The organism is Pseudomonas sp. Pse79 (genome assembly GCF_024519615.1).
Classification (GTDB): domain Bacteria; phylum Pseudomonadota; class Gammaproteobacteria; order Pseudomonadales; family Pseudomonadaceae; genus Aquipseudomonas; species Aquipseudomonas veronii.
Genome location: NZ_JALJRR010000001.1, coordinates 433,688 through 455,915, shown reverse-complemented (window position 1 = coordinate 455,915; position 22,228 = coordinate 433,688). Strand labels below are relative to the sequence as shown.

The window sequence follows — 22,228 nt, the reverse complement described above, 5'->3', positions numbered from 1 at the left end:
TCTCCCACTGCGCACTCATTTGCTGAAATATGGATCGCTGCTTTCAGACGCGGTAACGGCAAGCTCACGCGATAGCTGCGGTGCGCGCCAGATTGATCTCTGCCGCCAGTTCTGCCATCAGCCTGTCCACCTCCGCCAGCGCGGAAGCGGCCCCACACTTCAGCCCGTTCTCCGCATCGATCAGCTTGCGGCTCACCCCGCGCATCCGGTACACCCCGAGCATGCCGCGCAGGGAGTGTAACTCTGCGAGCATTTGCTGCACATCACCGTCGCGCCTGGCCTGGCGCAGCACGGCCAATGAGCTTTCGCAGGACTCCCAGAACATTTCGCGAATACTGTCCGGCATGACCTGCCCACCCAGTAGCCCACTGCCCTGACCGACCTCATAGTAAGTGCATTCGGTGCCCGTCACTTCCGACAGGGCCTGGGCCAGTGCATTCAGCGACAAGGGTTTGCCCAGCACGCGGAGCATGCCCGCCTTTTCGCAACGCCTGCGGTCCTGCATCGTGACATGGGCGGTGACCGCCAACACCGGCATATCGGGCCAGCGCTGCCGCACCCGACGTGCCAATTCGTAACCATCGAGCAAGGGCATGGCCAGGTCGGTGAGCAGTGCGTCAAACGGTTGATCGTCCAGCCATGCCAGCGCCTGCTCGCCATTCGCAACCACCAACGGGGCACAGCCCAGCAGCTTGAGTTGCTCCCTGAACAGCTCCCGGTTCAATAGATTGTCTTCGACGACCAGCACCCGCAATGGCTTGACCAGCACTTTTCTGGCGTTTTGTGGCGCGGCCAACGCTTTGCCTTGCAGCGCATGACGCAAGCCTGCGACCAGCCCACGCAGCCCGAACATCGAAACACTCAACAGACGTCCAGCAACCAAGGGTTCCCGGGTTCCATCGATAGCACAATCGATGACCCACGACGACTCCTCCACAAGTCGATTTTCCTCAGCGGCGTGCCAGCTGTGCCGCTCCCCCCAGAGGATCAATATCGACGCCGTCGAAATTGCCTCTGATCCGACCTGGGAGGGATGGCTGTAGCAGGTGACACGCAGGCCCCACGCTTGCAACACGCCGCAGACATAGTCACAGGCGGAATGCGAGGCCACCACCAGCAATACGTGCTGGCCATTGAAGCGCGGCACCAATGGCACTTGCGTACACGCCCCCAGGGGCAGGCTCAGGATGAAACGGCTGCCCTGCCCCAGTTCGCTGACGACGGACAATGTGCCGTCCATGGCCTGCACCAGCCGCGAGCACAACGCCAGCCCCAACCCGGTACCGCCAAAGCGGCGATTGATAGACGCATCCGCTTGGCTAAAGGCCTGGAACATGCGCGCCAACTGCCCCGATGACAAGCCGATGCCGCTATCCTGGACCTCGATCAGCAACTGTGACCTGGACTCGTCCGTCAGCATGCGCAACAGGACCTGCCCGGACTCAGTGAACTTGATGGCATTGGATAGCAGGTTATAGATCACCTGCCCGAGGCGGGTCGGGTCTCCGCGCATCGGCTGCGTCGATGCCTGGCCCAATTCGCCCATCAATCGCAGGCCCTTGGCCGCCGCCACTGGAGCGAACATCATGAGCGCGCGGGACACCACCTCCAGCGCATCAAACTCGATGTGCTCCAGACACAGCTCGCCGGCCTCGATTTTAGAGAAGTCCAATACATCGCTGATAGTCGCCAGCAGGCCATCGGAGGAGGCGCGGATCACGTTCAGCCGATCGCGCTGCACGCAATCGAGGGCGGAATGGGACAGCAGCTCCAGATTGCCGAGGATAGCGTTGAGGGGGGTGCGGATCTCATGGCTCATGGCCGCGAGGAACGCCGATTTCGCGGCATTGGCCGAATCGGCGTGCTGGCGCGCTTCGCGCATCTGTTCTGTCACCCGGATCTTCGCCGTGATGTCAGCGAATGCCGTCACCAGCACCTCTCGCCCCTTGTGGCGTGCTCGCGCCATTCTCACCGACAAGTCGAGCCTGGAGTTATCGCGCAATGTGAAGCTCAACTCTTCATGGAACGCCTCAGGCGGTTTCCCTGGTTGCCCGCGGTATTCAAGCATCAACTCGTCATACCGTTTGATAAAGGCCGCCGACAAGGGGGCGCCCACAGGGGCTAAGCGTTCACCCGTTTCCAGCATCGTGGGGCTGCATAGCAGTACCTCGCCACTATCCAGGGCAATCACCCCCAATCCCACCGGCACGGTGTCGATCAAGATACGGTTGAGTTTTTCACTCTCGTGGACACTCCGCGCCCATTTCAATAACGGAGAAAAGACCCCTAGCCTAAGAGCAATCAGTAACAGCCACATCAACATCAGCGTTATCAGGGTCAACGCGCCCTCCATGCCCACTTGCCGGCCGATGATGATGCCGATACTGCGCGAGCTATAGGCATGCACCAGGACCCAATCGCTGTCCGCGACGATACCCGTGAGGCTGAACACCCCGTCGCCGTATCGCTCTTGCAGAGGCAAGTATGTGTTATCGACCAGATCATGCAGGTAGTCAGGCGCCAGGTCGCGAGAGTCATCGCACGGGTTGGTGGCACTGACCTGTACGTCGCCGTTGCGCGGCAGAATCAGCACAGTGCTGCACATGCCATAAAAATCGAATGGCGTGACCAGTACGCTCATGTCCTGTGTCGCCAGAATATTGCGGTTAACGATAAAGACCTGGCGTAACACTTCCAGATGCGTGCGCCAGCGCTCATGCACCCCCAATGAGAAAGTCAACAACACCATCAGCGTGGTGAACAGACCTCCTCCAAACAGCAGCAGTCGCTGAAAACGGCGATAGCGAGTCAAGACGTTTATTTGGGCGTTGGTCACAGCACTGGGCTCATCCTTTAGTAGGGGCATACTATGAACCGAGTCAGACTTTTTCAGGACGGCTGGAGACCCATTGCAGACAAGTACTAGCCCCATTACGCAACTTTTAGTACTTTGATGAATGAGGTCTTAGTGTCTTCCGTCGAAGAACAATCGAGTGCTACCGTGTCTGATTGGCGTTGTTATAAATTCCCGACGGTTTGAATCGATTGTTTCTCCACCTTCCACGAGTAAAGCGCGCGCATCATGAAGATCCGTATTCTGCTGGCCGATGATCACCCAGCCCTTTTGTCGGGCATCCAACATGATCTCGCAGCGATTCCGACCCTTGACGTCGTCGGTGTCGCCCGGGATTCTGGCGAACTGGTTGGGTTGTTGCAGCACCAATCCTGCGATGTCCTGGTTACCGACTACGCGATGCCTGGAGGTGCCTACGGCGACGGGTTGACCTTCATTTCTTATTTGCGCCGTTGTTTTCCCACCTTGAAGATTGTCGTATTCACCACATTGGATAGCCCCGCCATCGTTCAAGAACTGGCCAAACTCGGGGTGGAATCGGTGCTGGGCAAGGTCAACGAAACCCGTCATCTGATATCGGCCATTCATGCTGTGCATGCAGGCGCTCGTTATTTCCCCTCCGAGATTTCACGGACGGGCTCTGCCGGTCACCATAGGAATGCGGATGAAGGCTTGGATCTGACAAAACGCGAGTTGGAAGTGGTCAGGCTGTACGTCGGCGGTCAGTCGATCAACGAAATTGCGGAACAACTGCACCGCTCAAAACAAACCATCAGCTCGCAAAAAACCAGCGCCATGCGCAAGTTGGGCATAGAGCGCGATGCCGACCTGTTTCGCTTCGCCTACGAAACCGGTATCGCCACGGCATCTACGCCTTCCAGCGAGACAGACGCGTCCCCGGAGTGATCTCTTGCTGGCGCGCCGCAGCCAGCGCATAGGCAATGAAGGCCTCGACTTCCATGGGGGCGCCCAGTCCATAACCTTGCCCCACCCTCCCGCCGAACTCTCGCAGTAAGTGGATCTGTTCGGCGCACTCGACGCCTTCTGCCACCACCTCCATCCCCAGGGTATTACCCAACTCCAGAGCCGCCCGCACCACAGCGCCCGCCGCTGGCTGATGCAGCATTCGGCGGACAAAGGAGCGGTCTATCTTGAGCTCGGTGAAAGGCAACTGTGTCAGTCGCTCCAGCGTGGAGGTACCGATGCCGAAGTCATCCATGCTGATCCCGAAGCCTTGAGCGCGCATCCGATGGAGTTCATCGGCGAGGCTTTGCAGATCATCGATCGCCAGGTCTTCAGTGATCTCGATTTTCATCAAGCGCGGCGAAACCTGGCTTTCGTTCAGGCTGCGCTCAAGCTCGCGCAAGACGCCTGGAATCGACAGCGTCGCCACCGAGGTGTTGACTGAAATCGGGCATGCCGCATCCGCTTCGACCAGCACCCACAATACCGCCTGGATCTGCCTGACCACCTGTTTGAACAGCCCGGGCTCGCCCCCCAGCCGGGTCAAGGCAGGTATGAACAGCGAGGGCGCAATTTCGCCGTGTTGTGGATGGTCCCAGCGGGCCAGGGCTTCAGCGCCGACCAGGGCGCCGGTCAGCAGATCATGCTGGGGCTGCAAGACCACGCGAAAAGCCCGGCCGCCAGTAATGGCATGGATGAAGTCCTGGTCATTCAACCCAGGCTCAAGACTGTTTTTAATAAACATAGAGAAATACCAACTGCAGTAACGCGAGTTAAAAAACCATAAAGCCTTTTGCATAACCAAGAAAAGTTGGCGGGTGGCGACGCGACTCATTATTCAGGTCGTCATATGCTCGAACAATGAGACAAGTATCAAAAACATTCATCATGGCGTTCTTAATTAATCGAGTTTTTCCTCAAAGCAATCATCTGAGCGCATGGTGGTAACTAATCCCATTTCACGGGCGAAGCGAATCAGTTCAACGTCACGCTTGATGCCCAGTTTGCGCATGGCGCTGGTTTTTTGCGAACTGATGGTCTGCTTGCTTCGATTGAATTCGCTGGCAATTTCATTGACCGAGCGTCCAGACACATACAACCGAATGACTTCTGCCTCGCGCCTGGATAAACGCCGCGTCGTGCGGGTCTGGGCAGGGTTGAGATCGTTGCCGGGATGGGGTTTCGGCGAAAAATAAGTGGCCCCCGCGTAGAGTGCATGAATGGCAAATATCAGGTGACTGATATGCTCCGATTTGTTTAATACCGAGTGTACGCCGAGCTTGATCAACTCGGTCAGCATGATCTGGCTGTCGATCATGGTGAACACGATGATCTTCAGGCTCGGGTAGCGCCGGCGCAGAAACGAGAGCATGGTCATCCCATCACCAAACTCACCGCCAGGCATCACATAATCCGTGATCAGGATGTCGCATTGTTCCTTGGCGAGCAGCTCCATTATTTCAGTAGAGTTGTTGGCAGTTCCCACCACCTGCAGCGTATGAATGCTGGACAACTCATGTTGTATACCCGAGATTAACACTGGGTGATCATCAGCAATAATGAGATTGATTTTCATGATATTCGCAACTAGTTGATGGTTAGGCCCAATCGTTATCAGAGGACTAATATAGTGGCCTGCCACCTTGCAGACTCTCGTACCCGTCTGCTTTTTTAGTGCAAACAAATAAGACTGGAACGAATGCAAGTCCGTCTATCTTCTGGCGCTAGTAAATTCACGATAAAGTTCAGGCTCGCTTCATATCTTTCTCTTGTTAATCTCGAAAACCACCGGAAAACCTTGGTTTGGCGATGACTTTTCGGAGCGAACCCATTGTGCAAAAGTGGAAAAATCCGGCCATGACATTCAAGTGCGCTAAAACAAAAATGATCTATATCCTGATTGCCATCAGTTGTTTTTCCATGCAATGGCAACAGGCCCAGGCGGCTGACTCGAGCGCTGCATCCGCACATGGCGATGCGCCCTGGCGCGTGCTTGTCAGCCCATTTGCGTGGGCACCTTCGATGTCCGGCCAGGCGACGCTCGGCGGTGTAAGCACCCACGTCGACGTGCCGTTTTCTGAAACCTTGAACAACTTGCGCTCGGTCTTCATGGGTAATCTCGACGTCACCAACCGCAGCCTCGGCTTCTATGTCGATGGAGTCCATGCCGATACTCATGAGTCCCACCGGGTGTTGGGCCAGAAGGCTGGACTCAACATCACGCAGACCACCATCGCGGCGGGGGTCTATTACCTCGCCCATGAGCAAGCGCTCGGCGGCACGACGATTTTCGGCGACCCGCGCGCCTGGCGCGTGGAACCGACTGCCGGGGTACGTTGGACCCGCCTGGCGAGCAAACTGGAGATCGACAGCATCGGCTTTGCCACCCGCAAGAAAGCGCAATGGAGCGATCCGTTCTTGGGCGTGCGGATGCTGACGGATCTTGATGAACGTTGGACGGCCTCCGGCGAAGTGGACGTCGGCGGCTTCGATACCGCGACGAAGAGCAGTTACAGCGCCCAGGGGTATTTGGGGTATCGGACCCACCTGTTCCAATACCCAACTACGCTGCGAGCGGGCTATCGAGTGTTATCACAGAAATATCAGACTCACGATTTCACCGGTAATACGTTCAAGTACGACGTTACCCAGCGCGGCCCGGCAATCGGCCTGTCCGTGCGTTTCTGATCAGCAGTTGAGGAGTCATACAATGAAGGGAGCACAGTTGCGTAAACCCATCACCCGCGCGCTAGCCCTTGGCCTGGCAGGATTCATGCTGTGTCTGCCGGTGGCCCAGGCCTGCACGCGACTGACCTACCTGGGGGATAACCAGACGGTGATCACCGCGCGCTCCATGGACTGGAAAACCGATGTAGCGACCAACCTGTGGATCTTTCCCCAGGGTATGCAGCGTAATGGCGAAGTGGGCGCAGGTTCGATCAAGTGGACTTCGCGTTATGGGAGCGTGATTGCTTCGGGTTATGACATCGCCACCACCGACGGGGTCAACGAGGCCGGTTTGGTCGCCAACCTGCTGTGGCTGGTGGAGTCGGAATACCCAACGGCCAAAAGCACTAAGCCCGGACTGAGCATCGCCGCCTGGGCGCAATACGTACTGGACAACTACGCCACGGTGGCTGAGGCCGTGGAGGCGCTGAAGAAAGAACCGTTCACCCTGGTGACGTCCAAGGTTCCCGGGGACACTCGCCTGGCGACCCTGCATCTGTCCCTGTCCGATGCGTCAGGCGACAGCGCGATCATCGAGTACATCAAGGGAAAACCGGTGATTCACCATGGTCGGGAGTTCCAGGTCATGACCAACTCACCGACCTTTGATCAACAGCTGGCCCTCAATGCCTATTGGAAATCCATCGGCGGGACAGTCATGTTGCCGGGCACCAACCGTGCGGCTGACCGCTTCGCCCGGGCGTCCTTTTATGTCAACGCGATTCCCAAGACCGAGAACCCGCAGGTGTCGCTGGCCAGTGTATTCAGCGTGATCAGGAACGTGTCGGTGCCCTACGGCATCTCCACGCCAGGGGAGCCGAACATCTCCTCCACCCGCTGGCGTTCGGTGGTGGATCATCAACGCAAGTTGTATTTCTTCGAATCGGCCCTGACGCCCAATACCTTCTGGGTCGATTTGAAAAAGATCGATTTTTCCCCCGGCACGGGCAGCGTCATGAAACTGGACCTGGGCAAGGATCAGTCGAATATCTTTTCCGGCGAAGTGTCGCGCGAGTTCAAAGTGACACCTCCGTTCAAGTTCGAAGGGGGTTAATCCCATCGTGCAGAACCTGGCTTGCCAGCGTTTTTAATACTTGTCCGATATACAGCGGCTAGATGCACTTTTAAACTAACTTAAACTTGCGTTCTCGCGTGGAGGTTTTCAGCCAAACTATATTTAGTCCATACCACGCATATCAGGCCAATTTCAGAGGGCATTTTGATGAAATATTCAGAGCCTAGACTAGCCAACCTTTTGAACTCTTGGGGTGTCCGTCTAGCTAAGTTGTGCAGTGCAGTCACGTTGATTCTGGGTGCGCTCTGGGTTTCCCCGGTATACGCGGAGATAGGCTCTTGTTCCGCATCGAGCTTTCAAGCGTCGGGGGGCTGGGATATCAAGCAGCCGGCGACATTTGGCAATGGTACGGTATTAGCTTCCATCACCATGAAATTGCCAATCACCTTGACGAATATCCGCGGCGGCGGAAACAGCACCACCGGTGCGGACTCCGTGTATTCATGGGGGATACAGACAAACGCCGGGGGCAGCTACCCGAATTACGACACAAGTACCAATTCGGTGCCACTTTCCACCACGTCCGGTATCGGCGGCAGGATGACGATAACCTCACTGACGTCCAACATACTCACGAGAGTAATTAGTTATACGCCAGTCATACTTGCCCCCAATACGCTCGACGTCGCCTATGCTTATCTGCCAACCTCCACCAATTTCATTCGTTATAATGGCAGCGTTACCTATTATGCGCAGTATGAACTGGTCATCGTCGACGCGGCCAAATATGCGGCCAATGATACGACAACCACACTTCTGTCGCAGTACATGGCCGCCCAGCGCGGGCCACAACTTCTTGTGGGCATGTATGTTTACCCGGACTCGACGGGGACACAGAGCACAATCAATTGTTTTAGAGGTTCCAACTACGCGTTGAACTTGCCTCAGTTGCAATCAGCACTGCCCAAGGACCTGCCCACCTGCAAGTTCAGCGCCGGTGAACTGAATCAGACGGTCAAACTCAACTCCGCCACACAGTCGCAGATTGCCTCGCAAGGCAGTACACGCAGCGCGGGCACGGTGGGCGAAATGGCGTTTTCGATCACAGCCTCGGCTTGCGGCAAAGGCGCGGTTTATTCCACCTATTTCACCGATGCGCTTCACACCGGTAGTCAGCAGAACTATCTGCAGCCAAGTGCAGACAATAAAGTGGGGGTACGCCTCTACCACAGCAACGAGACAGCCCCGATCACATTCGGCCCTACGCCAACAGGCAGTACGCTGCCTTCGCAGGCACCGATTCAATATGGCAATTCCTCGGCTGCTGCGGGGGCCTCATATACCATGCCCTTTACAGCACAGTACGTGCGGATGCCGGGTGTCGATACCGCACCCGCTGGAGCGGTCACTGCAATGGCGACTGTCACGATCGTATATCCCTAGCCGCCAGCCTACCAAACAGCCAAACCTCATCCCTCAGCCATCACGAATTGCCGATGGCTGCTGGCGTTAGGATTGAGTCGAGTTGTCTAAATCAGCGGTGATGCTCAGAGCCGAAATCGATCCACCGACTGCGACAATTTCCCCGCCAACGCAGACAACTCGTCCGTCGTCGAGGCCGTCGTGCCGATCACCTGGCTGTTGCGCTGCGACATGCTGGCAATCATCTCCACTTGATGGGCAATTTCGTTACTGGCCAGGCTTTGCTCGCTGATGGTGCGGGAGATGTCGTTGACCAACTCGGTGGTGTTGAGGGTGGCCTGGAGAATCTCGCGGATTGCGCGCTCGACTTCGGCGGTCACGGCCATGCCCTTGTCCACTTGTGTGACGCCCTCCTCCATGCTGGTCACCGCTTCGCGGGTGTTTTGCTGGATACGGCCGACCATGCTGGCAATTTCCTGGGTCGAGGCGCTGGTGCGTCCGGCCAGGCTGCGCACTTCATCGGCGACTACCGCAAAACCGCGCCCCTGTTCACCGGCACGGGCGGCTTCGATCGCGGCATTCAGGGCCAGCAGATTGGTTTGATCGGCAATGCCCTTGATGACCTGGATAATGCTGAAGATTGCCTCGGACTCCTTGTCCAGCGTGCGGATGACGTGAGCCGACTGCTGCGCCGAACGGGCAATGCCAGCCATGTCACTGACCACTTGGTGGATCACCCGACCGCCGTCCTTGGCCAAGGCTTCTGCCTGGTTGGCCATGTTCAGTGCGCGCGCCGCATGTTGGGTGATTTCCTCGATACTGGCGGTCATTTCACTGGCCGCCGCCGCCATGGTGCTGGCGGCGCTACTTTGCTGCTGACTGCTGCCCGCCACCTCATGGCAACCCTGGCTCAGTTGCTCGCTCATGCCATTGACGCCATGGGCATTGCTGCGCACCACTTCGATCATGCCGCGCAGGTCCCGCTGCATGGTGCCGAGGCTGCGTATCAGCGCGCTGGCCTCGTCCTTGCGCTGGGGCTCGACAATCGGTTCGCTCAAATTGCCACGGGCGATGCTGTCGGCGATGCGGCTTGCGGCCTGCAACGGCCCCATGATGCTCCGGGTAACCCAGCGGCCCTGCGCCAGGAGCAGCAGCAGGCTCGCAATCAACACCACGCCCAAGGTGAAGTTGGCGTTGCTGATGGTTTGTCGGGTGCCGATGCTGGTTTGCTGCGTATTGGTTTCGATCAGCTCGCTGAGGCTCGCCAGCTGACCTTCCAACTGGCTGAAGGCTGTATTGAAGGTCTCCAGTTCGCCGCGAGCGGCCTCCGGGTTGTCCAGCGCGAGTGCCGCAATGCGTTCAGCAGCGCTGATATAGGTATCCAGGCTGGGTTTGATTTTTTCCAGGCTGGTCTTGAGCGCATCGCCCAGCGGCAGCTTGAGGTTGTCCTCCAGCACCTGGCGAAAGTGCTCGGCATGCTCCTTGAGCGAGTTGCCGACCTCGGCCTTGGTGCTGGTGCTTTTACCCAACCCGACCAACATCGCCGACAACACATCGGCGCGCAGGGCGTCGTGCATCATGTCGGCTTCCATGTGGTTGCGCAGCACCGTCATGCTGATCTCGTTATCCTGCACGGCATCGGCCATCCGGACGTTTCCCAGGTAACCGGCCAGGCTCATGATCAAAGCGGTGAGCAACCCGGTCGCAATCAATAGCCACAAGCGTAATTTGATCGTCATGCTGGTCATCCCCGTAGCCTGGACAGCCGGTTGGGAACCCAACCGCTAGAGCGTCACTGATACTGTTATCGGCATAGGCTCCCTGTTATTGAAGCTCAATTGCGCAGATCTGCGCAGATAAACTCAAAGCCTTCCCCGCCTTGTTTGCGCGGGGGCGGTTCTTTAAGCTGACCGACCTTTGCTTCACCCGGAACTGCCCATGCCTAAACGTATCGCCCGCCTTGCTTTGCTGCTAGGTCTGATCACGGCCGTCGGCCCCTTTGCCATCGATATCTACCTGCCAGCGCTGCCGACCCTGGGCGCCAGCCTGCAGGCCTCGCCGGCAGCGGTGCAGATGAGCCTCACGGTGTTCTTCATGATCATCGGCGTCTGCCAGCTATTTTATGGCCCGATCAGTGATGTGTTCGGGCGCAAGCCGCCGATCTATGCCGGGTTGGTGATCTTCGCCGTGGGCAGTATCGGCTGCGCCCTGGCGCCGAGCATCGAAGTGCTGATTGGTTTTCGCGCCGTGCAGGCGTTCGGCGCATGCGCGGGGATGGTGATTCCGCGGGCGATTGTGCGAGACCTGTATACCGGCCATGAAGCGGCACGCCTGATGGCTTTGCTGATGTTGGTGATGAGTGTGTCGCCGATCCTCGCGCCATTGGCCGGTAGCCTGGTGATTGCGCTCTGGAGTTGGCGCGAGGTGTTTGCCGTGCTGGCGGTGGTGGCCGTGTTGTGCCTGGGCATGACCATCGTGCAATTGCCTGAAACCCACCCCGCCGAGCGCCGACTGGGCAAGACCCTGGGGCATGCATTCAGCAGTTATGGGGCGTTGTTGCGCGACCCGGTGTTCATCGGTTTATCGGTGGTGTGCGGGTTCGGCCTGGCAACGTTCTTTGTGTTTATCGGCAGCGCGCCGTTCGTATACATCGAGTACTTCGGGTTGACCCCGACCCAATTCAGCCTGTGCTTTGCGCTGAACGCGGCGTCGTTTTTTGCCATGAGCCAGCTCACCGCCCGCCTGAGCGCACGCTTCGGGCTGGCACCGCTGATTCGCTGGTCGGTGGTGGGCGTGGCGGCGGTCATGGTGGTGTTGGCCGCCACCACGCTGTGGGGCAATCACCTGGCCTTGATGATGACACTGCTGTTTATCGGTTTCGGCTTTCTCGGTTTGCTGTTACCGGCGGCCGGTGTGTTGTCCCTGGAGGATCATGGCGCGGTGGCGGGTTCCGCGTCGGCACTGCTCGGCGCGATCCAGATGATCACGGCCGCGGTCTCCATGACCCTGGTGGGAATCTTCGCCGATCACACCCCGGCGCCGATGTTGATTGGCATCGCCCTGTGTGCGGTCGCGGCAATGTTCACCACGTTGTGGACCTTGCGCCGTTTACCGGCGCACTTGCTGCCCGGCGCTCCGCCTTCCTCCTGAGCCATGCCCGAGGATGGAACGCGGCGACCGCGCTCGCCGGCGGCTACAGGTCAAACCGATCCACCGCGCGCCGGCGCTCATTGTCGTCGCGCATGTCATAGCTGGCGGTGGTCTGGATATTGGTGTGGTGCGCAAGTTTTTGTGCAATCGACAGATCATGTTCCTCGATCACCCGCGTGATGAAAGACCGCCGGAAATCATGGGGCATGATCGTCACCCCGACTTGCTGACCGCGCTGGCGGGCGATGTAGTAAATCGCATGCTTGGTGATGCGTTCGCGGGTGATGTGGCTGCCCCGGCGAATGCGGTTGAACAGGAACGCATCGTCTGGCTCGCCTTCCTTGAGCTGTTCGCGCCGGAATTCGAGCCAGGCCTGTAATTTGGCAAAGGCCCAGCCCGGCGCGTACTTGATCAGTTCCTTGTTGCCCTTGCCGATCACGCGCAAGCTGCGCTCGCCAAAGTTGATCTGCGCCAGGTCGAGGTTGACCGACTCCGACTTGCGCATGCCTGAGCCATACAAGATGCCGATCACTGCAGCATCGCGCAGGCCCTGGGGGCGCGGATCGGCAGCGCACACATCCATCATTTCGCGGATCAACGTGCGACGCAGATTGCGCCCCTGGCTCAGGCGTGTACCGGGCGCAGCCTTGACCGTGCGTATTTTCAGCAGGTGTTCCTGGCTGATCAGGCTCATGCGCCAGGCTTCGTTCATGACCCCGCGCACAGCGTTGACATACAGCGATGAGGTATTGGGCGCGTAGCCGTCCTCGCGCAAGGCCGCAACCAGCGCGATCACCTGTTCGGGTTGCAGCAGGTGCCAGTCGATCTCCTCAAGGTTGATGTCCTCGAAGCCCAGGCGGTCGGCGGCATCCTGCAGCACGTAACGCATGGTCAGTTGGCTGGAGGGCGCCAGGCGGGTGAGGTAGAGGGTCAGAGGGTTGCGGATAGACTCAGTCAAGGTAGATCAGCCTTTGGATTAAATACCTCGAGTAACTAATTGTTTATTCGAGGTATTTATTGAATTGGCGACGGCCGAGTCTAACGCACGATCGGCCCTGGCGCCAAATCACGGGGCGGTCTCTTCGTCCTCGGTCGGCTCCTGGGAGGGGGTCTGCGCCTGGCCCCATTCAGCATCCTGTTTCTGCATCAGCGCGAACCAGTGCTGACGCATGAACGTCAGGTAGGCCTCCGGCGCCTTGGCAAAGTCTTTCTCGTCGCTGTAGCAACCCGGCAAAGGCAACTCGGTGCCCTGCTCCTTGTACTGGCTGACCAACGCTTGTTGCCCGGCGACGCTGCAATCCCTGGGCAGCGGCATGCCACGCAGTGCCCCGGCCTCTTCGTCCCACCAGGCGGCGCCGACCCGGTCGACCCCGCGCAGGCGGTACTTCTGCGCCTTGCCGACATGCATGATCAGTTTGAATTCATTGGGGCTGACATCACTGGTGCAGGTGCGCGTGTAACCCACCGTAGCCTGGGTGGTGCCGTCGCCGGCTAGGTCGGTGACTTTGGTCGCCGCCATGTCGAAGCGCAGCGCGGCATCGAATTCACAGTGCTGCACGTCGTCGTAGAGCATCCACATGCGCTTGGGGCGGTCACCGTCGATCAGATACTGGGCCGCGTAGACAAACGCCGACTGGGTGCCGTCATCCTCGCGTTCGCTGATTTGCTCGGCCAACACCAGCAGGTTCTTGCCCTGGCGGTCGTCCCAGGTGTAGGCGGCAACTTCCTTGCCGCGCACTTCAACCCCTTCCGGCAGTTGGACCACCGTGGTCAGCGCCACTGCGTCATCGGCGCATGCGGTGGTGACGCAGGCTGCGCTCATCAACAATCCCATCAACACCGGCCGCCATTGGCCGCCTAAACGCTGCACGCTATTCATCCGAGTACCCTGGCAAGAGATGGCTTACTTTACCGGCACTTGAGGCGCAATGCAGAGAAGATTCTTCAATAAACACACGTAGCAGACACTGCCGCCACGCACCACGCAGATCCGCGCCTACTCAGTGGAGCCCGGCGTCATGCAAAACGTTCCTATTACGCTAAATAAACAACACCCTCAGAGCCTTAGTTGTGTAGCTGAACCCTAGCTGTCTACCTGTCAAATAAACGAGTTTTTCATACGGCTTTCATATTCGTTGAACATTTTTACGCTTAATCTTGGCCGCAGAACTTGAGAACGAACCGCACTGTGCCGAGTAACTTGTTGATTCGTCTTTATCTTTGTAATTTTTGATCTTTACTCTCGGTGGCACATGGAAGATCTCAATAACCCATCAGGATGGTCGGATGAACACACCAACTCCACACCAGGTTCAACCAGACACCCGCCTTTTCGGCCAGTGACTGTTGTCTTTACGCTCCAAGTTGCTCAAACCCCGAGGTCATGAATCTTTGAAACCCTACCCTATTCATTGTGTGTCGATCGTCATCCCGGTCTACAACGAACAAGAAAGCCTGCCTGAATTGCTGCGTCGCACGACGGCAGCCTGCAAGCAACTGGCCTACGAATACGAAATCATCCTGGTGGATGACGGTAGCCGCGACAAATCCGCACAATTGCTCGAAGACGCCGCCGCCGAAGACGGCAGCAATGTGGTCGCGGTGATCCTCAATCGCAACTATGGTCAGCATGCGGCAATCATGGCCGGTTTCGAGCAGTGCCGGGGCGATGTGGTGATTACCCTCGACGCCGACCTGCAGAACCCCCCGGAAGAAATCCCGCGCCTGGTGGAACAAGCCGCGCTGGGCTACGACGTGGTTGCCACCGTGCGCAACAACCGCCAGGACTCGGCCTTCCGCCGCTGGCCGTCGCGCCTGATCAACCTGGCCGTGCAGCGTTCGACCGGCGTTGCCATGAGTGACTACGGCTGCATGCTGCGCGCGTACCGCCGCACCATCGTCGACGCCATGCTCGCCTGCCGCGAACGCAGCACGTTTATTCCGATCCTGGCCAACGGTTTTGCCCGTCACACGACTGAAATCCTCGTACACCATGCTGAGCGCGAACACGGCGAATCCAAATACAGCGCCATGCGCCTGATCAGCCTGATGTTCGACCTGCTGACCTGCATGACCACCACCCCGCTGCGCCTGCTGTCCATCGTCGGCTTCAGCCTGGCGGGCCTGGGCGTGCTGTTCGCCGTTGCGCTGATCGTCCTGCGCCTGGCCTTCGGCGCCCAATGGGCCGGCGGCGGTACGTTCGTGCTGTTCGCGGTGCTGTTCGTGTTCACCGGCGGCCAGTTCATCGGCATGGGCCTCTTGGGTGAATACCTGGGCCGCATGTACAGCGATGTCCGCGCCCGTCCCCGGTTCTTTATTGAAAAAGTGCTGCGCAATCAACCGGCAGCACCGGCACCCGTGGTCGTCGTTGACGGCATGGTGTCCTCCCATACCACCACTACTTCCCCTTCCGATCAGGTTTCGTCATGAATTCAAAAGCTGTTGTCTTCGCTTACCACGATATTGGCTGTGCTGGCATTGAAGCCCTGCTGACTGCCGGTTACGACATTGCTGCCGTGTTCACCCATGCCGATGACCCCAAGGAAAACAATTTCTACGGTTCCGTCGCGCAACTGTGCGCCCGCAAAGGCATCCCGGTGCATGCACCGGAAGACGCCAACCACCCGCTGTGGATCGAGCGCATCGCCAAGCTCAACCCGGATTTCATCTTCTCCTTCTACTACCGCAACCTGCTGAGCGAACCCCTGCTGGCCACCGCGCGCAAAGGGGCGTTCAACCTGCACGGCTCGCTGCTGCCGAAATACCGTGGCCGCGCGCCCGCCAACTGGGTGCTGGTCAAGGGCGAAACCGAAACCGGCGTGACCCTGCACCGCATGGTCAAGCGTGCCGATGCCGGCGCGATCCTGGCCCAGCAGAAAGTCGCGATCGAGCGTTCCGACACCGGCCTGACCCTGCACGCCAAACTGCGTGACGCCGCCAGCAGCCTGCTGCGCGACGCCTTGCCGCAACTGGCCGCGGGCAAACTGGCGGAAACCGCCCAGGACGAAAGCAAGGCCACTTATTTCGGCCGCCGCACTCCAGCGGATGGCAAGTTGGAATGGCAAAAACCGGCTGAAGAACTGTTCAACCTGGTGCGCGCCGTGACGCAACCGTATCCGGGCGCTTTCTGCGCCGTGGGCGAGCACAAGCTGATCGTGTGGCAAGCCGAAGTGGTCCAGGGCAACGAAGGCCTGGCGCCTGGCCGCGTGATCAGCGTCAACCCGCTGCGCATCGCGTGCGGTGAAGACTCGCTGGTGATCAAGTTCGGTCAGCGCAACGACAACGGTCTGTACCTGGCCGGCCCGTCCCTGGCCAACGAATTGGGCCTGGTAGACGGTTCCGTCCTGCGCGGCGCCGAGTCCGGCCGCAAGCCACGTCGCACCCGCGTGCTGATCCTGGGCGTGAACGGCTTTATCGGTAACCACCTGTCCGAACGCCTGCTGCGTGACGACCGTTACGAAGTCTACGGCCTGGACATCGGCTCCGACGCCATCGAGCGCCTGCGCAGCCACCCGAACTTCCATTACGTGGAAGGCGATATCAGCATTCACACCGAGTGGATCGAGTACCACATCAAGAAGTGCGACGTGGTCCTGCCGTTGGTGGCCATCGCTACCCCGATCGAATACACCCGCAACCCGCTACGCGTGTTCGAGCTGGACTTCGAAGAGAACCTCAAGCTGGTGCGCTACTGCGTCAAGTACAACAAGCGCGTGATCTTCCCGTCGACTTCTGAAGTCTATGGCATGTGCCAGGACCAGTACTTCGACGAAGACACCTCCAACCTGGTGGTCGGCCCGGTCAACAAGCAACGCTGGATCTACTCGGTCTCCAAGCAACTGCTAGACCGTGTGATCTGGGCCTACGGCGCCAAGGGCCTGAAGTTCACCCTGTTCCGTCCATTCAACTGGATGGGCCCGCGTCTGGACCGCCTGGACTCGGCACGTATCGGCAGCTCCCGTGCGATCACCCAGTTGATCCTGAACCTGGTGGAAGGTACGCCGATCCGCCTGTTCGACGGTGGCGAGCAGAAACGCTGCTTCACCGACATCGCCGACGGCATCGAAGCCCTGGCGCGCATCATCGATAACGACAACGATGCGTGCAACGGCCAGATCATCAACATCGGCAACCCGGAAAACGAAGCGAGCATCCGCCAGTTGGGCGAAGAACTGCTGCGTCAGTTCGAAGCTCACCCGCTGCGCGGCAACTTCCCGCCGTTCGCCGGTTTCCGCGATGTGGAAAGCAAGGCGTTCTACGGCACCGGTTACCAGGACGTGGCCCACCGCAAACCAAGCATCGAAAACGCCAAGCGCCTGCTGAACTGGGAGCCGACCGTGGAGATGAGCGAAACCATCGGCAACACCCTGGATTTCTTCCTGCGTGAAGCCATGCTCGAAATCGCGGACAAGCGCTGATGCAGGCAGGTCTTCGCATTGATGTCGACACCTACCGCGGCACCCGCGAAGGCGTGCCACGGTTGCTCGAGTCCCTGGATGAAGCCGGGGTAAAAGCAACGTTCTTCTTCAGTGTCGGGCCGGACAATATGGGGCGCCACTTGTGGCGCCTGATCCGCCCGCAATTTCTGTGGAAGATGCTGCGTTCCAACGCCGCCGGCCTGTATGGCTGGGATATCTTGCTCGCCGGCACCGCCTGGCCGGGCAAGCCGATCGGCCGCGACCTGGGGCACTTGATGCGCCAGGCCAAGGCCGCCGGGCATGAAGTCGGCCTGCACGCCTGGGATCACCATGGCTGGCAGGCCAACGCCGGACGTTGGAGCGACGCACAGTTGATCGAGCAGGTCCGACGCGGTGTGGACACCTTGAGCGACATCCTCGGTGAACGTATCGACTGTTCAGCGGCCGCCGGTTGGCGCGCCGATGAACGCGTGGTGCAAGCCAAGCAAGCCTTCAACTTTCGCTACAACAGCGATTGCCGGGGCACCAGCCTGTTTCGTCCGACCCTGGCCGATGGCAGCGCGGGCACCCCACAGATTCCGGTAGACCTGCCGACCTTCGACGAAGTCGTCGGGCCGGTGGTGGCTGCCAAGGATTTCAACGGGTTCATTCTCGACCGCTTCGCAGAGTCGAAGCTGAACGTCTACACGATCCACGCAGAAGTAGAAGGGATTCTGATGGCCAACGATTTTCGCCAGTTGCTCGCCCAGGCAGGGCAGCGCGGCATCCATTTCAAACCGCTGGGCGATCTGCTCCCGGCGGACGTCTCCACCCTGCCCCAGCAACAACTGGTGCGCGGCGCCCTGAGCGGCCGTGAGGGTTGGCTCGGAGTGCAGCAGGCATGATCCGCCGTTGGGCGCTGCCCCTGCTGCTGTTGGCATTCGGCGCATTTTATCTGTTACCCCTGGCCACCCATGGCCTGTGGATTCCGGATGAAACCCGCTATGCACAGATCAGCCAGGAAATGCTGCTGACCGGCAAATGGGCGTCGCCGCACTTTATGGGCATTCGCTATTTCGAAAAACCGGCTGCCGGTTACTGGATGATCGCGCTGGGCCAGGCGATCTTCGGGCAAAACCTGTTCGGCGTGCGCTTTGCGTCGGCCTTGAGCACCGGGCTCAGCATTCTGCTGGTGTACCTGGTGTCGCGCCGGTTGTGGAATGACCCGCACAAGAGCCTGGTCAGCACAGTGCTGTACATGAGCTTTGTCAGCGTCGTGGCGCTGGGCGGTTATGCCAACCTGGACCCGCAGTTCACCTTCTGGGTCAACCTGACCGGCGTGGCGCTGTGGTTTTGCTTCGACAGCACCACCCGCAACGGTCGCGTCGGGTCCTGGGCGCTGCTTGGGGTTGCCTGTGGCATGGGTTTCATGACCAAAGGCTTCCTCGCCTGGCTGCTGCCGGTGCTGATCGCCCTGCCCTACGCGATCTGGCAGAAGCGCTTGCGCGAGCTGCTCGGTTACGGCCTGGTCGCCGTCGCCGTGGCGATTGTCATCAGCCTGCCCTGGGCGCTTGCGGTGCAGAGTCAGGAGCCGGATTTCTGGAACTTCTTCTTTTGGCATGAGCATATCCAACGCTTTGCCGGCGCAGACGCGCAGCACGCCGAGCCATTCTGGTACTACCTGCCGCTGCTGGTCGCATTCAGCCTGCCGTGGGTGGCGCTGTTGCCGTCCACCGTCAAGCAGGCCTGGCAGCAGAAGCGCGCGCCCGGCACCGCATTCCTGCTGTTGTGGCTGCTGATGCCGCTGGCACTGTTCAGCCTGGCCAAAGGTAAGCTGCCGTCCTACATCATGCCGTGCCTGCTGCCGCTGGCGTTGCTCATGGGGAACGCGCTCACCGACAAACTGGCCCAGGCGCGTGACCGTGCCTTGCGCATCAACGGCTGGCTGAACCTGATCCTCGGTGTCGTGGCCTTGCTCGCGCTGACGTGGTTCCAACTGAAAAAACCGCTGTACGAACACGGCCAGGAAACCCTCAGCCTGGTGCTGGTATTCACCGGCCTGTTCGGCTGGATCATCGCCAACCTGTTGCAGGTTGCACGCCCACTGAAACTGTGGGCCGCGCCGGCGCTGGGCAGCTGGTTGCTGTTGGCATTGGCCCCGGCCGCGCTGCCCCATTCGGTGGTGTACAACAAGACGCCGGATCAATTCATCATCGACCACCTGCAGGAACTGCAACCGACATCCGCCCTGCTCAGCAATGACCTCGGCGCGGCATCGGCCTTGGCCTGGCGCCTGCAACGCACCGACATCACCCTCTATAACACCATCGGCGAAGTGAAATACGGCCTCGCCTACCCGGACGCCGCCCAGCGCAAGGTCGACATGACCCAGGTCCAGCAATGGATGAACGAGGCCCGCCGGCAAGGCTCCGTGGGCGTGGTGATGCGCGTCAAGGGTGACGAGGAGATCGCCGAAGTGAACCTGCTGCCCCCGGATGGCAAGCGCTATGAGCAAGGCAATATCGTGATCCTGATTTTCCCGCAGGTTGCGCCATGATCACCCTGTTCCTGTTATTGGCCGCCTGCCTGCTCACTTGCATGGGCCAGGTCGCTCAGAAGTTCGCCGTGGAAAGCTGGCGCGACCAGCCTGACGGTTGGGCCCTGAAACTGCGCTCTGCCTGGTTGTGGGCCGCGCTGTTGTGCCTGGGTTTTGGCCTGTTGGTCTGGCTGCTGGTGCTGCAGCGCCTCGAAGTCGGGATTGCCTACCCGATGCTCAGCCTCAATTTCGTCTTGGTCACGTTAATGGCGCGCTTCGTATTCAAGGAGCATATCGACACCCGGCATTGGCTGGGTGTGGCGCTGGTGATTGCCGGCGTCGTGCTGCTGGGGCGCCAGGTATGAGCCGGGCTCGCGGGTTTGCCTTCGCCCTGGGCAGTGTCGGCCTGGTCAGCGCCGCCCAGTTGGGGATGCGCTGGAGCATGACGCGCCTGCCCCTGCCGGACGAATGGCTCGGCGCATTCAGCAGCAACGCCATCGACCTGGGCGCCCTCGGCGTGGTGAGCCTGGCAATCCTCGCTTATGCGCTGTCGATGCTGTGCTGGCTCTGTGCGCTCAAGGATTTGCCCCTGGGCCGCGCCTATTCGCTGCTCAGCATCAGCTACGCGCTGGTCTACCTGTTGGCCGCCAGCCTGCCGGTGTTCAACGAACATTTTTCGCTTTCAAAAACCCTGGGGGTGGCCTTGGTCATCCTCGGTGTACTGGTTATTAACTCTCGTCGTGCTAGCACAGCAAGCCCCAGGAATGCCCCATGAAAATCAGTGTATTTGGTAGTGGTTACGTCGGTCTGGTACAGGCCACTGTATTGGCCGAAGTCGGTCACGATGTCATCTGCATGGACGTTGATCAACACAAGGTCAGGCAATTGCAGCAGGGCCATGTGAGCATTTTCGAGCCAGGGTTGGCGGCGATGGTCAAGGAGAACCTTGAAAGCGGACGACTGAGCTTCACCTTCGATGAAAAGCTCGCCGTCGAACATGGCGAAGTGCTGTTTATCGCGGTAGGTACGCCGTCGGATGAAGACGGTTCGGCGGACTTGAAATACGTGCTGTCGGTCGGCGATGCAGTTGCCCGCCATCGCGTTGAGCCGGTGATCCTCGTGGAAAAATCCACTGTACCCGTCGGCACCGGCGACACCTTGCGCGCCCATATCGAAAAGGCCCTGCACGGGACCGGCCGGCACCTGGAGTTCGATATCGTCTCCAACCCGGAATTCCTCAAGGAAGGTTCGGCGGTTGCCGACTGCCGTCGCCCGGACCGCATCATCATCGGCTGCGAGCGTGAAGAAGTGCGCGAAGTCATGCGCGACCTGTACGCGCCCTTCAACCGCAACCACGATCGCATCATCTTCATGGACCTGCGCAGCGCCGAACTGACCAAGTACGCCGCCAACTGCATGCTGGCCACCAAGATCAGCTTCATCAACCAGATCGCCGAACTGGCCGAACACCTGGGGGCGGACATCGAAGCGATACGCCTGGGCATCGGCGCCGACTCGCGCATCGGCTATCACTTCATCTACCCAGGCTGCGGCTACGGCGGCTCGTGCTTCCCCAAGGACATGCGCGCCCTGATCCACAGCGCCAAGCAGGCCCATTGCTCGAGCGACCTGCTCGAAGCCGTCGAAGCGATCAACCAGCGCCAGAAGAGCAAGCTGTTTGAGCGCATCAACGCCTTCTTCAAGGGCGACCTGCGCGGCAAGACCTTCGCCCTGTGGGGCCTGGCCTTCAAGCCCAACACCGACGACATGCGCGATGCCCCGAGCCGCGTGTTGATGGAAGCGCTGTGGGCAGCCGGCGCCAATGTGCGCGCGTTTGACCCGGAAGCCATGCAGGAAACCCTGCGGATCTACGGCGACGACCCACGGCTGATGCTGATGGGCACTCCGGAATCCACCCTGAGCGGCGCCGATGCGCTGATCATCTGCACGGAATGGCAGCAGTTCAAGGCACCGGACTTCGACCTGATCCACCAACGCCTGAACACTCCGGTGATCTTCGATGGGCGCAACCTGTACGACGGCGAGCGCCTGGCGCGCAAAGGCTTCCAGTACTTCCCGATGGGCCGTGGCGACTCCTGCCAGTTGCCGATTCCCCAGCAACAGTGGGTGCCGCAAGCAGGGGAAGCCTGACAAGTGAAAGATCA

At 59.5% G+C, this 22,228-nt stretch carries 18 protein-coding genes and 1 pseudogene; 12 read left to right on the top strand and 7 right to left on the bottom strand.

The genetic code is table 11. From position 1 onward, the window contains the following. Nucleotides 1-64: 64 nt before the first annotated feature. Nucleotides 65-2,836 (bottom strand): ATP-binding protein, encoded by a 2,772-nt coding sequence (locus NR164_RS02045; protein WP_256822194.1) that lies wholly within the window; start codon nt 2,834-2,836, stop codon nt 65-67. 246 nt (nt 2,837-3,082) lie between these two features. Between NR164_RS02045 and NR164_RS02040 the strand changes: the two genes are divergently transcribed. Beyond that, nucleotides 3,083-3,760 carry a response regulator transcription factor gene (locus tag NR164_RS02040; RefSeq protein WP_017846236.1) on the top strand — a complete coding sequence of 226 codons (678 nt, stop codon included), beginning with the start codon at nt 3,083-3,085 and terminating at the stop codon, nt 3,758-3,760. On the opposite strand, the gene NR164_RS02035 is transcribed toward NR164_RS02040, so the two are convergent. Both NR164_RS02035 and NR164_RS02030 read right to left on the bottom strand, forming a co-directional pair. Next, on the bottom strand, nt 3,723-4,652 hold the full coding sequence (locus tag NR164_RS02035; protein ID WP_256822193.1) for an EAL domain-containing protein: 930 nt from the start codon (nt 4,650-4,652) through the stop codon (nt 3,723-3,725). The two genes, NR164_RS02040 and NR164_RS02035, sit on opposite strands and share 38 nt — an antisense overlap. A gap of 66 nt (nt 4,653-4,718) precedes the next feature. Next, nucleotides 4,719-5,393: a response regulator transcription factor gene (locus tag NR164_RS02030; RefSeq protein WP_256822192.1), complete on the bottom strand. Its 675-nt coding sequence runs from the start codon at nt 5,391-5,393 to the stop codon at nt 4,719-4,721. Between the two features lie 257 nt (nt 5,394-5,650). Here NR164_RS02030 and NR164_RS02025 point away from each other — a divergent pair, with 257 nt between their 5' ends. From NR164_RS02025 to NR164_RS02015, 3 genes are all read left to right on the top strand, one after another. Beyond that, the gene (locus tag NR164_RS02025; protein WP_372340275.1) at nt 5,651-6,505 is read left to right on the top strand and encodes a hypothetical protein; all 855 of its coding nucleotides are present in this window, start codon (nt 5,651-5,653) and stop codon (nt 6,503-6,505) included. Between the two features lie 22 nt (nt 6,506-6,527). Beyond that, on the top strand, nt 6,528-7,598 hold the full coding sequence (locus tag NR164_RS02020; protein ID WP_256822191.1) for a linear amide C-N hydrolase: 1,071 nt from the start codon (nt 6,528-6,530) through the stop codon (nt 7,596-7,598). 390 nt (nt 7,599-7,988) lie between these two features. After that, the gene (locus NR164_RS02015) at nt 7,989-9,002 is read left to right on the top strand and encodes a fimbrial protein (protein ID WP_256822190.1); all 1,014 of its coding nucleotides are present in this window, start codon (nt 7,989-7,991) and stop codon (nt 9,000-9,002) included. Nucleotides 9,003-9,106: 104 nt separating this feature from the next. On the opposite strand, the gene NR164_RS30425 is transcribed toward NR164_RS02015, so the two are convergent. Next, nucleotides 9,107-9,832 carry a methyl-accepting chemotaxis protein gene (locus tag NR164_RS30425; protein ID WP_370737550.1) on the bottom strand — a complete coding sequence of 242 codons (726 nt, stop codon included), beginning with the start codon at nt 9,830-9,832 and terminating at the stop codon, nt 9,107-9,109. A 132-nt stretch (nt 9,833-9,964) separates the two neighbouring features. Then, nucleotides 9,965-10,720: pseudogene (locus NR164_RS30420) on the bottom strand (HAMP domain-containing protein); the annotation flags it as partial. A gap of 199 nt (nt 10,721-10,919) precedes the next feature. Here NR164_RS30420 and NR164_RS02005 point away from each other — a divergent pair. Next, nucleotides 10,920-12,131 (top strand): multidrug effflux MFS transporter, encoded by a 1,212-nt coding sequence (locus tag NR164_RS02005; RefSeq protein ID WP_256822189.1) that lies wholly within the window; start codon nt 10,920-10,922, stop codon nt 12,129-12,131. A gap of 43 nt (nt 12,132-12,174) precedes the next feature. Here NR164_RS02005 and xerC read toward each other — a convergent pair whose 3' ends face one another. Further along, nucleotides 12,175-13,089 carry a tyrosine recombinase XerC gene (gene xerC, locus NR164_RS02000; RefSeq protein WP_017846244.1) on the bottom strand — a complete coding sequence of 305 codons (915 nt, stop codon included), beginning with the start codon at nt 13,087-13,089 and terminating at the stop codon, nt 12,175-12,177. Between the two features lie 108 nt (nt 13,090-13,197). Continuing rightward, nucleotides 13,198-14,010: a M949_RS01915 family surface polysaccharide biosynthesis protein gene (locus tag NR164_RS01995; protein ID WP_079443863.1), complete on the bottom strand. Its 813-nt coding sequence runs from the start codon at nt 14,008-14,010 to the stop codon at nt 13,198-13,200. 512 nt (nt 14,011-14,522) lie between these two features. On the opposite strand from NR164_RS01995, the gene arnC reads away from it, so the two are divergent. Genes arnC through NR164_RS01960 form a run of 7 tightly spaced genes read left to right on the top strand, consistent with a single transcriptional unit; the run spans nt 14,523 to nt 22,214 of the window. Further along, a complete protein-coding gene (arnC, locus tag NR164_RS01990; RefSeq protein WP_032804319.1) occupies nt 14,523-15,560 on the top strand; it encodes an undecaprenyl-phosphate 4-deoxy-4-formamido-L-arabinose transferase in 1,038 nt (345 codons plus the stop codon). After that, nucleotides 15,557-17,548 (top strand): bifunctional UDP-4-amino-4-deoxy-L-arabinose formyltransferase/UDP-glucuronic acid oxidase ArnA, encoded by a 1,992-nt coding sequence (arnA, locus tag NR164_RS01985; protein ID WP_104903216.1) that lies wholly within the window; start codon nt 15,557-15,559, stop codon nt 17,546-17,548. The genes arnC and arnA overlap by 4 nt, the downstream gene beginning before the upstream one ends. After that, the gene (arnD, locus tag NR164_RS01980) at nt 17,548-18,432 is read left to right on the top strand and encodes a 4-deoxy-4-formamido-L-arabinose-phosphoundecaprenol deformylase (RefSeq protein WP_046489491.1); all 885 of its coding nucleotides are present in this window, start codon (nt 17,548-17,550) and stop codon (nt 18,430-18,432) included. Before arnA ends, arnD begins: the two co-directional genes overlap by 1 nt. Further along, nucleotides 18,429-20,084 (top strand): lipid IV(A) 4-amino-4-deoxy-L-arabinosyltransferase, encoded by a 1,656-nt coding sequence (arnT, locus tag NR164_RS01975; protein WP_256822188.1) that lies wholly within the window; start codon nt 18,429-18,431, stop codon nt 20,082-20,084. Before arnD ends, arnT begins: the two co-directional genes overlap by 4 nt. Continuing rightward, on the top strand, nt 20,081-20,428 hold the full coding sequence (gene arnE / locus NR164_RS01970; RefSeq protein ID WP_017846250.1) for a 4-amino-4-deoxy-L-arabinose-phosphoundecaprenol flippase subunit ArnE: 348 nt from the start codon (nt 20,081-20,083) through the stop codon (nt 20,426-20,428). The genes arnT and arnE overlap by 4 nt, the downstream gene beginning before the upstream one ends. Further along, nucleotides 20,425-20,838 carry a 4-amino-4-deoxy-L-arabinose-phosphoundecaprenol flippase subunit ArnF gene (arnF, locus tag NR164_RS01965; RefSeq protein WP_046489489.1) on the top strand — a complete coding sequence of 138 codons (414 nt, stop codon included), beginning with the start codon at nt 20,425-20,427 and terminating at the stop codon, nt 20,836-20,838. The genes arnE and arnF overlap by 4 nt, the downstream gene beginning before the upstream one ends. Then, complete coding sequence (locus NR164_RS01960; RefSeq protein ID WP_046383496.1) at nt 20,835-22,214, top strand: UDP-glucose/GDP-mannose dehydrogenase family protein; 1,380 nt, start codon at nt 20,835-20,837, stop codon at nt 22,212-22,214. Before arnF ends, NR164_RS01960 begins: the two co-directional genes overlap by 4 nt. Nucleotides 22,215-22,228 lie beyond the last annotated feature (14 nt).